Origin of the sequence: Lysinibacillus sp. S1 (genome assembly GCF_044986265.1) — a bacterium.
Classification (GTDB): Bacteria; Bacillota; Bacilli; order Bacillales_A; family Planococcaceae; genus Lysinibacillus; species Lysinibacillus capsici.
Window position 1 is genome coordinate 4,346,074 of the sequence record NZ_CP173154.1, and the last position, 13,682, is coordinate 4,359,755.

A 13,682-nucleotide genomic window follows, 5' to 3' on the forward strand; every position below is an offset into this window, starting at 1 on the left:
TATGGAAGAAGGAGGGAGTCACATAGTGCTTAGTACATTGCGTATGTGGCAAAATATATGCTACGAAAAGTAACCTTAAGTATTCATGAAGTTGAAGCAAATGATATATTAGCAGAAGATATTTTTTCAGAGTATCGTTTATTGGCTAAAAAGGATTTAGTTTTAACGGAGCGAATTATTGCCTTACTTAAACTTCGTAAAGTAGATGAATTATCTGTCTATTTGCCATCTGATTCAGTTCGAGTTGTCCATGATTTAAGTGCTCAACGAACAAGAGAATATGAAGATCTATTTGCCCCATTAATTGAAAAAAGAGATCCTGTGGATGATTATAAAGAGACAGTTAGTCAGCTTTTTATGACAACGTTGGAGAATGTCGTGCACGAATTACGCTATGGACAAATTCTTAAAAGCATACAGGATACGGCTTATGTAAGAGGTGTTTTTGAAAAGATTTTGGAAAAAAAACATCGCTATGAGCTACTTATGCGTTTAAAGGAATGGGACGAGTATTCATTTGTCCATTCATTTGATGTGTTTGTATTAGGTACAATTTTTGCTAGATACCTAGGTTTAACAGATATTGAAACATTAGCTAGGGGCTACCTGTTCCATGATATCGGGAAGGTTTTTATACCCCAAGAAATATTAAATCTGAAACGTAAACTCTCTGAAGATGAGTTCGATATTGTAAAGACGCACACAACAAAAGGCTACGAGCTACTCATTGAACATAACGAGGAAGACATTGCCTATTTGGCACGAGATCATCATGAACGTTTTGCGGGAAAGGGCTATCCAAATCAACTTTGTGCGGATGATATGAGTGAGGGTGTACAATTATTACAAATTGTTGATGTATATTCAGCGATGACATCCAAGAGAGTCTATCATGTTGGCTATGGTGCTACAGATGCTTTAGCTGTCTTATACAGAGATCGACATTTATATAATGAGAGCTTTATGCATAAATTTGTAGAGTGTTTAGGGATTTACCCAGTAAACTCTGTTGTTATGTTATCCGATAATCGCAGTGCACAAGTAGAACTTGTTTATGATTTATTTCCTACATTACCAAAAGTAAGATTGTTAGATGAGCAAAAATCAATGAATCTTCCTTTGAACTATAGTGTGAGAATTACGAAAATGATCGACTATCGAGCTAATAGCTTTGAAGAGATTTTCAACTTATTTGTAGAGCAATTAATCCGCTGTGACGAAAATAATCTGAGAATTCATTTTAATAAATTAATTGACCATTTACATCCTAAAGAAATTGTCTTAAAAATTTTTCTGCCAGCCTTTCGTATTTTACGTTTACTAACAAGGGAAATCCAAACGGATATGACAAAGTATCGCAATTCTATTGGTATTTTAAAATCGCTACTAGAGGAGCAATTAAACGTTTTATATATGGATTATCAACATGAGCAAACGACCATATTAGTTGTGGAGACATCGTTGCGTGAAAATTTCTTCATTAAGCTTGTTCAAAGTATTTTGTATATTGATAAAATTGTGCCATTCTTTATAAACCCAGGTGATGATCAACGTATTACACAATTGATGGAACATTGTGATGTTAATGTCGCTTACTTTATTGAAGATGAACTAACTTTTGACAAACGGGTTCGTCCAATGCGAGAAGGTACATTCCTTTATTACTCACTAGCGGATATTGAGGAGCTATTAGTGAGCTTAATAGGTTTGAGCATGAAAAAGTTTTCATTCGAGGAAAAAATGCAAGAGCGCTTATTTTCAACATTTAAAGCATAAGAAAGAGGGAGTTGCCTGCTGGCTACCCCCTCTTTTTTAAGTGATTAGAATTGTAGGTGTTTTTCAATATATGCTTTTACTTCAGCAATAGGCATACGAACTTGTGTCATAGAGTCACGATGACGTACTGTTACTTGGCCATCCTCTTTTGAATCAAAATCATATGTGATACTGAATGGTGTACCAATTTCATCTTGACGACGGTAACGTTTACCAATTGATTGTGATTCATCAAAATCAACAGGGAAGGCTTTACGCAGTTCAGCCCAAACATCTGTAGCTTCATCAGATAATTTTTTAGAAAGTGGTAGCACAGCAGCTTTAAATGGAGCCAGAGCAGGGTGGAAACGTAAAACCGTACGTTTATCATCACCTTCTAGTTCCTCTTCATCATAGGCATCACACAGGAAAGCTAATGTTACACGATCAGCTCCTAATGATGGTTCAATACAATAAGGAACATAACGTTCATTTGATACAGGATCAATGTAAGTGAAATCTTCACCAGAGTGCTCCATATGTTGTTTTAAGTCGTAATCTGTACGATCTGCTACACCCCAAAGCTCTCCCCAGCCAAATGGGAATTTGAATTCGATATCTGTTGTAGCGTTAGAGTAGTGAGATAGCTCATCATCCTCATGGTCACGAAGGCGCATCGAATCTTCTTTCATGCCTAGGTTTAGTAACCAATTTTTACAGAATTCTTTCCAATATGCATGCCATTCAAGGTCTTCACCAGGTTTACAGAAGAATTCAAGCTCCATTTGTTCGAATTCACGTGTACGGAATGTGAAGTTACCCGGTGTAATTTCGTTACGGAAAGATTTACCGATTTGTGCGATACCAAATGGTGTACGTTTACGCATAGAACGTTGAACGTTTTTAAAGTTCACGAAAATACCTTGTGCCGTTTCTGGGCGTAAATAAATTTCATTTGTAGAGGATTCCGTTACACCTTGGAATGTTTTAAACATGAGGTTGAATTGGCGAATATCTGTGAAATCAGCCTTTCCGCAATCAGGGCATACTACGTCATATTTAATCATTGTTTCTTTCATTTGGTCGAATGTCATACCATCAACAATGATTTCATCGCCTTTCGCTAATGCAGCGTCTTCGATAATTTTATCTGCACGGTGGCGGGCCTTACATGATTTACAGTCGATCATTGGGTCATTGAAGTTTCCTACGTGACCAGAAGCAACCCAAGCTTTTGGATTCATCAAAATAGCAGCATCAATACCTACATTGTATTCAGATTCCTGAACAAACTTTTGCCACCATGCTTTTTTAATATTATTTTTTAATTCGACACCTAGTGGACCATAATCCCACGTGTTTGCTAAACCTCCGTAGATTTCAGAACCAGGGAAGACAAAGCCTCGATGCTTCGCTAAAGATACGATGGTTTCCATTGATTTGTTAGCCATAAAATAGCCTCCTTTAAATTTTTAATACGTTGTTTTAGCGGTAAAAACGCCAAAGTTTTTTCATTCAGTTGCAACTAAATGAAAATAGCACCCGTCTCCGGGCACATTGTATGCCCAGGGACGAGTGCTAATACCCGCGGTTCCACCCTGATTGTTTTAAACGAGTAGTTTAAAACCTCTTTTCAAAAAGTTAGCTCAGGGAGTGCCTTTTCTCTGTTGCTGTGTAGACTTTCACCATCTTCTACTCGCTATAGAATGGAACAGATACTTTTTTCCCATCATCGCCTGTATAACGCAATTTGCTCGAAAATACTGATAGAGCAAGCGTATGTGTCAATATTGTAGCATGTAGTTCTTTAATTCGCAATAATTATTAAAATAGTATATAATAATTGAGCATAAGTATAACACTATTAGATTTGAGGCGGTGAGTCCAATCGAACTCAATAAACGTCAGGAAGACATATTACAAATTGTGAAAGAAAATGGCCCTATTACGGGGGAACATATTGCCGAACGTCTCAATCTGACAAGAGCAACTCTAAGACCAGATTTAGCAATCCTAACAATGGCAGGATTTCTGGATGCAAGACCAAGGGTTGGTTATTTTTATTCAGGTAAGAAGGCATCTGTTACATTAATAGATAGTATTCACAATTTAAAAGTGAAGGATTTTCATTCAGGGCCAGTAGTTGTCCCTGAAACAATGACGGTTTATGATGCAATTTGCTTTATGTTTTCAGAAGATGTTGGTACACTCTTTGTCGTAGATAAGAATGAGTTTTTGACAGGCGTACTATCTCGCAAGGATTTACTGCGTACAAGTATTGGCACGCAGGATTTAAATAAAATTCCAGTACATATTATTATGACGCGTATGCCAAATATTTCGTACTGTGAAAGATCAGATTCTTTAATTGTTGCAGCGAACAAACTTATTGAACGTGAGGTTGATTCACTACCAGTAGTTGAACCACAAGAGGGTGGTTTAACGATTGTTGGTCGTCTTACAAAAACAACGATTACACGGGCTTTCTTATCTCTTGCACAAAATGTCTAAATGAAGGAGAGCTGCATGAAAAGACTACGCGTATTTGTTGTATCTGATTCTGTCGGTGAAACTGGTGATCAAGTTGCAAAAGCGGTTATTAGCCAGTTCCGACCGGGTCTTGAAAATACTGTGATTCGTCGATTTCCACATATTCAATCAGAGGAGCTTATCCGTAAAATTGTTTTTCTTGCTTCGCAACAGCGAGCATTTATTGTTTATACACTTGTTCGCCAAGAAATGCGTAAATTATTACATGATTTATGTGAACAAGAAAAAATTCAGGCTGTTGATATTTTAGGGCCAGCCTTACAATCAATGGCAGCTTTTATGGAAGAAAATCCATTAGAAACGCCTGGTATTGTTCATCTGCTGGATGATGATTATTTCAAAAAAATTGAAGCGATTGAATTTGCGGTAAAATATGATGATGGTAGAGATCCAAGAGGATTATTACAAGCTGATATTGTACTAGTTRGTGTATCACGAACTTCTAAAACACCACTATCACAATATTTAGCTCATAAAAAATATAAAGTGGCGAATGTACCTTTAGTGCCAGAGGTAGAACCACCAGAAGAGCTATTACAGATAGACCCTAAAAAATGCTTTGGATTGATTATTTCCCCTGAGAAGTTAAACTCAATTCGGAAAGAAAGATTAATGTCTCTCGGCTTGAATGATGATGCTATCTATGCACAGCATGAAAGAATTCTTGATGAGATTCAGCATTTTGAAAAAATTGTCGGTAGAATAGGTTGTAAAGTTATCGATGTGACAAATAAAGCTGTTGAAGAGACAGCAAATACGATTATCGAACATATTTTGACCTGTAAATAAGGATAGAATTTTAAACCACCTCGGTTAGCAGAGGCGGTTTTTTTGAGTGGATTTTGAAAATGGTATAGATAAAAACTAATTTTTGTTTTATAATAATAAAATTGTGGTAAAAATATTTATAAGAGAAAAATCCTAATTTTTTGTCGAGAAATAAAGGAATATTAAAACGAATAGCGAATTGTGTTTCTAGAACGCAAATATTAAAGATGGTGATGGATTTGGCAGGGAAGATTCCAGAAGAAGTAATTGAGCAGATTCGCACACAATCAGATATCGTTGATGTTATTAGTGAATACATGCAGCTTACTAAGCGTGGGCGAAATTGGTTTGGTCTCTGTCCATTTCATGGAGAGCAAACACCGTCTTTTTCTGTATCTACAGACAAGCAAATTTTTCATTGCTTTGGTTGTGGTGCAGGGGGCAATGCCATTACTTTTGTAATGGATATTGAAGGCATTTCTTTTCCTGATGCAGTTGTGAAACTTGGGGAACGTGTTGGCATACACTTAGATGTTGAGCCAAGTTTCCCTGGAGGAACGAAAAAGATATCTAAAGCGGAAGAAAGGATGAAAGAAGCACACGCTTTTGCAGCAGATTTTTTTCATCATTTACTGTTGAATACAGAAGATGGTGAAGAACCTTTAAATTATTTGCTAGAAAGAGGATTTACAAGGGAACTTATCGAATCTAATAACATTGGTTGGTCTCTCCCAAGCTTTGATGCATTAACAATATTGCTTGAAAGAAAAGGTTATAACTTACAAGAAATTGCCGAAAGTGGCTTAATCATCAAAAGAGAGGGAGAAGAGCGTTATTTTGATCGTTTTAGAGGACGTATCATGTTTCCTATTCGAGATGAGAATGGTAAAATTATTGCCTTCTCAGGACGTATCCTTTCATCCAATGGTGAGGAAGCAAAATATTTAAATAGTCCAGAATCACCAATTTTCCAAAAAAGTGAAGTGCTGTATAACCTAGATAAAGCACGAACTTCTATCAGAAAAAATCGTCAAGTAGTATTGATGGAAGGATTTATGGACGTTTTAGCAGCCAACTCTGTAGGTGTCATGAATGTTGTTGCGACAATGGGTACTTCGTTAACAAATCAGCATATCACAAAGCTAAAGCGCTTAGTAGAGCAAATTACGATTTGCTATGATGGTGATAATGCTGGATTTGATGCAGCGAAACGAGCGGCGCAGCTACTGCATACAGAGCGATTGAAAGTCGATATTGCCGTGTTGCCAGAAAAATTAGATCCTGATGAATACATTCACACTTTAGGTGGACAAGCATTTAAGGAACAAATTTTGGAAAAACCTCATGCGTATATTGCTTTTATGATGATGCATGCTAGACGCAATAAGAACTTTCAATTTGAAAATGATACGCTTCAATATATTCAAGAAGTTCTTGAGCAGCTAGTGGGAAGATCTTCACCAGTTGAACGAGATTTGTATATACGACAGCTATCAAATGAAACAAACATCTCGGAAGAAGCCATTTATGCCCAATTCCGAAAACTGGAGGCTAATCAGGTACGTTCTGCTAAAGTAGAAATGCCTACACAGATACCTTCAATGCCAGTCACGCAACAACAAAAGCCTATGGACGCAGCCGAACGTGCCGAACGTTTATTACTGGCTCATATGCTTCATAATATAGATGTAGTGGACAGGGTATTACGTAGTGAGCAAAAAGAGCCATTTGTACGAGATGCCTATATGGCAGTTTTTGTTCGCTTAGTTGGATTTTATGAGGAGTATGGTCATCCTGATTATCAACGTTTTGTGGAAATTTTGGATGACGCTGAATTACGAAAAATTGTCATGGAAGCGGCTTTAGTTGAGCGAGATCCAGATCAAGCAGAGGCAGAGGTTATGGACTCTATCCGTCAGCTTCAAAAATATAGAATTGAGCAAGAAATTTATCAAAAGATGCATGAGTCAAAGGAAGCGGAGAAGATGCATGAGTATGCACGTGCACTTGAAATCGCCCAACAGATTATTCATTTAAGAAAATCGTTATCGGCGATTTAACCCGATTCGGTTGTTTAGAAGGAGGAAGGTTTATGGCGGACAAGTCAGAACGTTCAAAAGAGATAGAAGTAGAAATTACATTAGATGATGCAAAAAAATTCCTACAAGAAAAAGCAAAAACAGAGGGTGAAATTTCAATGAAAGAAATTTCAGAGAAACTAACACCTTATGAATTGGAAAACGAAGAAATTTTCCATTTTGCTGAGGATCTTGAAAAGCATAAAGATATTCAAATCATTGGAAAAGAAGAATTTGAAGAAGAAAGTCTAATGAAAGAAGAAGCGAACGAAGAAACTTTCGACTTAAATGATTTGAGTGTGCCACCAGGTGTTAAAATCAATGACCCTGTACGTATGTATTTAAAAGAAATCGGCCGAGTAGATTTATTATCTGCTGAGCAAGAAATTGCACTTGCTGAACGTATTGAGCAAGGGGACGAGGAAGCGCGTAAACGCCTTGCGGAAGCGAACTTACGTCTAGTTGTATCGATTGCAAAACGCTATGTTGGTCGTGGAATGCTATTCCTTGATTTAATTCAAGAAGGAAATATGGGTCTTATTAAGGCTGTTGAAAAATTCGATTATCGTAAAGGATTTAAGTTCTCGACTTACGCTACATGGTGGATTCGTCAGGCGATTACACGCGCAATCGCTGACCAAGCGCGTACGATTCGTATTCCTGTTCATATGGTCGAAACCATTAATAAATTAATACGTGTACAACGTCAACTTTTACAAGATTTAGGTCGTGAGCCTTCTCCAGAGGAAATTGGAGAAGAAATGGATTTAACACCTGAAAAAGTACGTGAAATTTTAAAAATTGCACAAGAACCAGTATCTCTTGAAACACCAATTGGAGAAGAAGATGATTCCCATTTAGGAGACTTTATCGAGGATTCAGAAGCACAATCTCCTTCCGACCATGCAGCCTATGAACTGTTAAAAGAACAATTAGAAGATGTACTAGATACGTTAACAGACCGTGAGGAAAACGTACTTCGTTTACGTTTTGGGTTAGACGATGGTCGCACACGTACATTAGAAGAGGTTGGGAAAGTCTTTGGCGTAACGCGTGAACGTATTCGTCAAATCGAGGCGAAAGCACTAAGAAAATTACGCCATCCTTCTCGTAGTAAACGTTTAAAAGACTTCTTAGAATAAAATTTAAAATAGCTGGAGCTATCCAAGTAGTGAGAAAATGACTAATTGGTATAGCTCCTTTTTTATAGAATTGAAAAGTCAACAAAAAGAAATTAGCCCTGCTATTCACCTATCGATGCTATGCAATCATAGATAATTAGAATGAGGGAAATGCTAGATTTGCGACTTTATACAGATGTGTTTTCAAATAGTGTGAGATAAAATTGTAATACAACCATTATTAAGCAATGTTTGGAGCTAACACTATGACAAATCCTCGCAAAAAAATAATCCTTAATGAAATTTTGTTTTGGAAGCAAAATAAACTTTTACCTGAGCACTATTGTGACTTTTTAGCAGCTCTTTATACGGAGGGGGCTGACATAGAGGAGTTAGAACCAGTGCAACATCCTAAACAAGCGGTCTTGCCATCAGAAAAAAGAAAAATGATCCTATTGGTAGTGGGTCTATGTATCGCCATAATGGCTGTTTTGGCACTCTATTTTACAATGCAATCTTTAACATTGATTTTTACAGTAATCGTGGGAGTAGGTGCATGCATCTTATTTATTGCTGCGTGGCAAATGGCTCGAAAAAAACATCTACTAGCTCCCATTTTTCATGTACTAGCGGCCATCCTGTTATTTAGTATGTCGATCCGCATTTGTACTACATATTTTAGTGGAAATAATACGGTTTTATTTTGCTTGATTGCAGCAAATTGTGTCATTTGGCTTTTGTCAGGTATTAAAATGAAACTTCTATATTTCACAGTCTCAGGTGCTTTAGGATTAATAGCACTAGTTGGGTACTATATCATAAATTTATCCTGATTTAGCAAATGGTATTTCTATCGATGTACAAGGAACTCCATCTACTAAATCAGGTTAGAAACTTAATTGATCTTTAGTGTTTATATAAAACCATAATTTGTGACAATTTATCTATAATAGGGTCAGTATCATGTTAAAGTTTTTACCTCAGAAGATTCAAAATCTGTACGCTAATTAAAAACGTACAGATTTTTTAATTTTGGGTATATCAATGAGTGAAAAGGGTATGATAACAGCATAAATATAATGAAAAAGAAATTGTATAAAAGGATAAATTTGACCAATTTTGGATGTTGGCAAGACATATTTTATCCAATAGATACAGAAATGTCGAATTTGTTACAAACAAAGGAAAACTTAGCGAATAGGGCTTTTCGTTTCTTTGTTAATGAAGTACAATATTAGATGTTGACTGATTCTATACTATAATAGAAGTAGACTTAAAATGAGGAGGGGAAACTTATGAAAAACAATCCAGTCGTTCCTTACATCTTAATTCTGGCATTTGGTATTGGTCTTATTTTCTTCATGTCTTTACAAGGTGCAGATAACAAGAAAGAAATTGCTGCTGAACATGAGGGTGGTGGCGAAACTACTACAGAAACAACAGATGCAGAAGCTGATGGTTCAGCACTAGTACAATCTTGTATCGGTTGTCATGGTGGTGACTTAACTGGTAGTATGGGTCCAAATCTACATGGCTTAGATGAAGCACATATCGTAGAAGTTTTAACAAAGGGTATCGAAGGTACTCCAATGCAACCAAACATGAAAACTGAAGAGGAAGCAAAAGCAATCGCTGAATACATTTCTACTTTAGAATAGTAAAACTGACAAGTAGCTGTACTGAAATAGTACAGCTACTTTTTAGATTTAAGCATCATGAAGATGGGGTTGTCCACATAGAAATGTGAGACAACTCCATTTGTTTTTTTTCACGACATCATCCATACTATTAATGGACTCTATTGAAGATAGGCGGTATAAAAATGAACGCACAAAAACTTTCAAAGCGATTAGAAGCAGTAGCGAAATTTGTTCCTACAGGAGCAGTCATGGCGGATATTGGTAGTGACCATGCCTATCTACCATGCTATTTAATTCACAAAGGGACTGCCTCATATGCCATAGCAGGGGAAGTTGTAAAAGGACCCTATGAATCGGCGGTAGGACAAGTACAGAAGGAAAACTTAACTGAAAAAATTACAGTACGCCTTGCAGACGGTTTAGCAGCGATAGAAGAAGCTGACCATGTGGATACGGTGACAATAGCAGGCATGGGTGGACCATTAATTGTTTCCATTCTAGAGAAGCATCCAGAAAAGCTTCAAGGTGTCACACGTCTAATCCTACAGCCAAATATTCACGCCAAGGTTATCCGTGAGTGGGCTTTAGCACATCAATGGGCGATTCTTGATGAAGAGATTTTAGAGGAAGATGATAAAATCTATGAAATCCTTGTGTTACAAAGAGGGCAAATGGAGCTCTCTACAGCAGAGATTTTGTTTGGACCTAAGCTAAGCCTGCGTAAATCGCCAGCATTTACGAAAAAATGGTTGCGTGAAAAAGACAATTGGCAACGTGTACTACAATCCATTGAAGGAGCAGAACAAACACCTGAAATTGAAGAAAAGCGTGCAGAGTTAACGGCTCTGATACATTTAGTAGAAGGAGTKTTGTAAGATGAAAACGGTAAAWGGCCAAGAAGTTATTCAAGTGTTCGAAGCATGGTCGCCCAAAAAACTAGCGTGTATAGACAATGATCCAATTGGACTAGCGAAAGGGACCCGCAACAAGCCTGTAAGTAAAGTTTTGGTGACGTGAGAGGTAAATGAAGCCGTGGCAAATGAGGCAATAGAAAAAGGCTGTGAGCTGATTATCGCACATCATCCACCAATCTTTAGACGCCTAGCGAATATCCGCACAGATCATCCAGCAGGGCGCTTATATGAAAAGCTCATTAAACACGATATTGCTGTATATGCCGCTCATACAAATTTAGATGTAGCCGAAGGTGGGGTAAATGATTTATTAGCAGATGCCCTACAGCTAAAAAACCGGTCAATATTAGAAGAAACGTATGCTGAGAATTTGTTGAAGCTGGCAGTCTTTATACCAACTGCTAATGCCCAAGCATTACGTGAGGCGCTTGCAAAAGCTGGGGCGGGTCGTATTGGCGACTATGAAGCATGTAGTTATACAACGACTGGAGAAGGTCGGTTCCGTGCATTAGCAGGAGCTAATCCGTTCGTTGGCTCTGTTGGTGAATTACATGTGGAGGAAGAAGTAAAGGTAGAAGTTGTTTTTCCTGAATCCATTAAAGGCCGCGTGTTAAAGGCCATGCTTACTAGTCATCCTTATGAGGAGCCTGCCTATGATGTGATACGTCTTGAGCAGCAAACAAATGTGATGGGATTAGGGCGTGTAGGTTACTTAACAAAGGACATGACGTTACAACAATTTGCTGAATTCGTTAAACAGCAACTAGATGTGCCAGCTGTGCGTGTAGTGGGTGATTTACAATCGAAGGTCAGCAAGGTTGCGCTTGTTGGTGGAGATGGTAATAAATATATCTATGCGGCAAAACGTGCAGGAGCTGATGTTTTCTTAACAGGCGATATGTACTTCCATACAGCTCAGGACGCACAAGCCATTGATCTGCAAATAGTAGATCCTGGTCATCATGTAGAAAAGGTAATGATTGCAGGAGTAGCAAAAAAAATGGCTGAACTATGTGAGGATAAAAAATATTTGGTTGAATTCATCCAATCAACGATCCATACAGAACCATTTTTATTTGTATAAGTGAGGGAACTAATATGGCTAATGAAAGACCAGCTGGTAATAAAGCAGGCAAGCTATGGATCATGATTGGTTTATTCATCGTTGATTTTGGTATTGGTATGACGGTGATGACCAATATGGTCAATGATAAGAAAATCGATGCAATGACACAGCAATGTGAAGATGATGGTGGACAAGCAATTGTAGCAAAGGAGAAAAACTTTTTATCCACTAGCTACTCATTTGAATGTAAACAATGAGATGGGGCTGAACGCTAGCAGTACTAGTGTTTCAGCCTTTTTGAATGCAAGGAATCTATGAACAGTGATAAGATGTAGATAAAATTGATTAACAGAAGTGGAGAGAGTTGTCTTGTTTATTCGTTTATCTAAAGATCAGCAGGAAATGATTCTTGCTGATATTCAACGTTTTTTTTATAATCAGCGTGATGAAGACATTAGTGAATTCGAAGCTGAACGTATGTTAGATTTTATCAAAGAGCATATTGCCCCCTATATTTATAATGCTGCCTTGTCAGATGCCAAGTATGTTGTGGAAAGACAATACGCCTCTATTGAAGAGGAATTAGAGGCATTGGAGCAGCCCATTAAAACAAAATAATCCTCTTTATCCCTCTAGATTAAATATTTGACAGGAAAGAATGGTTGATGATACCTTAATCTTGAATTAGAGATAATTCAATTCTAACTATTCAGAGCTAATTAACGGGTGATGAATAAAGGGATATTTTTCTGACCAAAATGGTTACGAGTGGCGAACACGTACGATAAACCGTGATGGAGTCACAAGAATGGATGATAAGAGGAGGCGTCATATGTTAAAAATCGGTATTATTTTAGGAAGTACGCGAGAAGGTCGTGTAAGTCCACAAGTTGGAGCTTGGKTAAAGGAAGTTGCGGAAAAACGTCGTGATGCGGAATATGAAATAATTGATATCGCTGAATTTAAATTACCATTTTTAGGGGAACCAGGTGGAGATACTTCTGGGGTAGCTGCATGGTCAGAAAAAGTAGCAGCTTGTGACGGCTTTGTCTTTATTGTTGCTGAGTACAATCACTCCATTACAGGTGCATTAAAAAATGCATTAGATTATTTACGAGTTGAATGGAACAATAAAGCTGCTGGTATCGTCTCTTATGGTTCTGTTGGAGGTGCGCGTGCAGCAGAGCATCTACGAGGAATTCTTGGAGAATTGCTAGTTGCAGATGTTCGAGTACATCCAGCATTATCATTATTTACTGATTTTGAAAACGGCTCTGTCTTTAAACCAAAAGAGGTGCAAGCAGATTCAGTTCATCAAATGTTAGATCAGCTTGTGCCATGGTCAACTGCTTTGAAAACAATTCGATCCTAAACTTAAAGCTTTGATTCAGACGGCCGCTTTCAGAAAGCGGTCGTTTTTTGATGAGGTAAAATCCATTAATGTTTGATTTCTTCAAGGACTTTTTCCTTTAAATCATTCTCCATCGAAGATAGTTTTACTTTATTGGTGAGGCGCTCTTTTAGTTCTTTATCTGTCATAATGCCACGTTCCTCTAAGATTTGTACAAGCAGATTTAATGTCAGTATATTTTTAATATCCGCTGCTTTTGATGCCATTTAAAACCCTCCATAATGATAGAATTACTACTTCTTAAGTGTACTCCTTTTTGAGAAGCATGACACAGAAAGGACAAAACAAAGCAAATTTATTTCGCATCCCGGAATATATAGGGAAAAATAAGCGATACAAATTCCATTATGAAAAGTGGAGATACTGTATGGACACTGCA

Annotated in this window: 13 protein-coding genes and 1 pseudogene; 12 read left to right on the forward strand and 2 right to left on the reverse strand. The window is 37.5% G+C overall.

Features of this window, described 5'->3' with window-relative positions; translation table 11 throughout:
* Nucleotides 1–45: 45 nt before the first annotated feature.
* Nucleotides 46–1,776: an HD-GYP domain-containing protein gene (locus ACHZEU_RS21810; RefSeq protein ID WP_404803754.1), complete on the forward strand. Its 1,731-nt coding sequence runs from the start codon at nucleotides 46–48 to the stop codon at nucleotides 1,774–1,776.
* 44 nt (nucleotides 1,777–1,820) lie between these two features.
* Here the strand turns inward: ACHZEU_RS21810 and ACHZEU_RS21815 are convergent, their stop codons facing one another.
* Entirely contained in the window at nucleotides 1,821–3,206 is a 1,386-nt protein-coding gene (locus ACHZEU_RS21815; protein WP_048392196.1) for a glycine--tRNA ligase, read from the reverse strand.
* 427 nt (nucleotides 3,207–3,633) lie between these two features.
* On the opposite strand from ACHZEU_RS21815, the gene ACHZEU_RS21820 reads away from it, so the two are divergent.
* From ACHZEU_RS21820 to ACHZEU_RS21870, 11 genes and pseudogenes are all read left to right on the forward strand, one after another.
* The gene (locus tag ACHZEU_RS21820) at nucleotides 3,634–4,266 is read left to right on the forward strand and encodes a helix-turn-helix transcriptional regulator (RefSeq protein ID WP_004227151.1); all 633 of its coding nucleotides are present in this window, start codon (nucleotides 3,634–3,636) and stop codon (nucleotides 4,264–4,266) included.
* Nucleotides 4,267–4,281: 15 nt separating this feature from the next.
* A complete protein-coding gene (locus ACHZEU_RS21825) occupies nucleotides 4,282–5,094 on the forward strand; it encodes a pyruvate, water dikinase regulatory protein (protein WP_404803755.1) in 813 nt (270 codons plus the stop codon).
* Nucleotides 5,095–5,300: 206 nt separating this feature from the next.
* The gene (gene dnaG, locus ACHZEU_RS21830) at nucleotides 5,301–7,133 is read left to right on the forward strand and encodes a DNA primase (protein ID WP_083225209.1); all 1,833 of its coding nucleotides are present in this window, start codon (nucleotides 5,301–5,303) and stop codon (nucleotides 7,131–7,133) included.
* 32 nt (nucleotides 7,134–7,165) lie between these two features.
* Entirely contained in the window at nucleotides 7,166–8,293 is a 1,128-nt protein-coding gene (rpoD, locus tag ACHZEU_RS21835; protein ID WP_004227165.1) for an RNA polymerase sigma factor RpoD, read from the forward strand.
* 245 nt (nucleotides 8,294–8,538) lie between these two features.
* Nucleotides 8,539–9,105 (forward strand): hypothetical protein, encoded by a 567-nt coding sequence (locus ACHZEU_RS21840; protein WP_004227167.1) that lies wholly within the window; start codon nucleotides 8,539–8,541, stop codon nucleotides 9,103–9,105.
* Nucleotides 9,106–9,567: 462 nt separating this feature from the next.
* Nucleotides 9,568–9,930 carry a cytochrome c550 gene (cccA, locus tag ACHZEU_RS21845; protein WP_016993532.1) on the forward strand — a complete coding sequence of 121 codons (363 nt, stop codon included), beginning with the start codon at nucleotides 9,568–9,570 and terminating at the stop codon, nucleotides 9,928–9,930.
* Nucleotides 9,931–10,094: 164 nt separating this feature from the next.
* Nucleotides 10,095–10,787: a tRNA (adenine(22)-N(1))-methyltransferase TrmK gene (locus ACHZEU_RS21850; protein ID WP_048392198.1), complete on the forward strand. Its 693-nt coding sequence runs from the start codon at nucleotides 10,095–10,097 to the stop codon at nucleotides 10,785–10,787.
* Between the two features lies 1 nt (nucleotide 10,788).
* A pseudogene (locus ACHZEU_RS21855) lies at nucleotides 10,789–11,910 on the forward strand (Nif3-like dinuclear metal center hexameric protein).
* A gap of 14 nt (nucleotides 11,911–11,924) precedes the next feature.
* Complete coding sequence (locus ACHZEU_RS21860; RefSeq protein ID WP_404803756.1) at nucleotides 11,925–12,149, forward strand: hypothetical protein; 225 nt, start codon at nucleotides 11,925–11,927, stop codon at nucleotides 12,147–12,149.
* A gap of 112 nt (nucleotides 12,150–12,261) precedes the next feature.
* The gene (locus ACHZEU_RS21865) at nucleotides 12,262–12,510 is read left to right on the forward strand and encodes a DUF2164 domain-containing protein (protein WP_048392201.1); all 249 of its coding nucleotides are present in this window, start codon (nucleotides 12,262–12,264) and stop codon (nucleotides 12,508–12,510) included.
* 214 nt (nucleotides 12,511–12,724) lie between these two features.
* Nucleotides 12,725–13,264 (forward strand): NADPH-dependent FMN reductase, encoded by a 540-nt coding sequence (locus ACHZEU_RS21870; RefSeq protein ID WP_404803757.1) that lies wholly within the window; start codon nucleotides 12,725–12,727, stop codon nucleotides 13,262–13,264.
* Nucleotides 13,265–13,329: 65 nt separating this feature from the next.
* On the opposite strand, the gene ACHZEU_RS21875 is transcribed toward ACHZEU_RS21870, so the two are convergent.
* A complete protein-coding gene (locus ACHZEU_RS21875) occupies nucleotides 13,330–13,509 on the reverse strand; it encodes a hypothetical protein (protein WP_048392203.1) in 180 nt (59 codons plus the stop codon).
* Nucleotides 13,510–13,682 lie beyond the last annotated feature (173 nt).

Bases quoted from the DNA above. Each gene is read 5' to 3' on its own strand.
- ACHZEU_RS21815 (WP_048392196.1), bottom strand. From the start codon at position 3,206: ATGGCTAACAAATCAATGGAAACCATCGTATCTTTAGCGAAGCATCGA.
- dnaG (WP_083225209.1), top strand. From the start codon at position 5,301: ATGGTGATGGATTTGGCAGGGAAGATTCCAGAAGAAGTAATTGAGCAG.
- rpoD (WP_004227165.1), top strand. From the start codon at position 7,166: ATGGCGGACAAGTCAGAACGTTCAAAAGAGATAGAAGTAGAAATTACA.
- ACHZEU_RS21840 (WP_004227167.1), top strand. From the start codon at position 8,539: ATGACAAATCCTCGCAAAAAAATAATCCTTAATGAAATTTTGTTTTGG.
- cccA (WP_016993532.1), top strand. From the start codon at position 9,568: ATGAAAAACAATCCAGTCGTTCCTTACATCTTAATTCTGGCATTTGGT.
- ACHZEU_RS21860 (WP_404803756.1), top strand. From the start codon at position 11,925: ATGGCTAATGAAAGACCAGCTGGTAATAAAGCAGGCAAGCTATGGATC.
- ACHZEU_RS21875 (WP_048392203.1), bottom strand. From the start codon at position 13,509: ATGGCATCAAAAGCAGCGGATATTAAAAATATACTGACATTAAATCTG.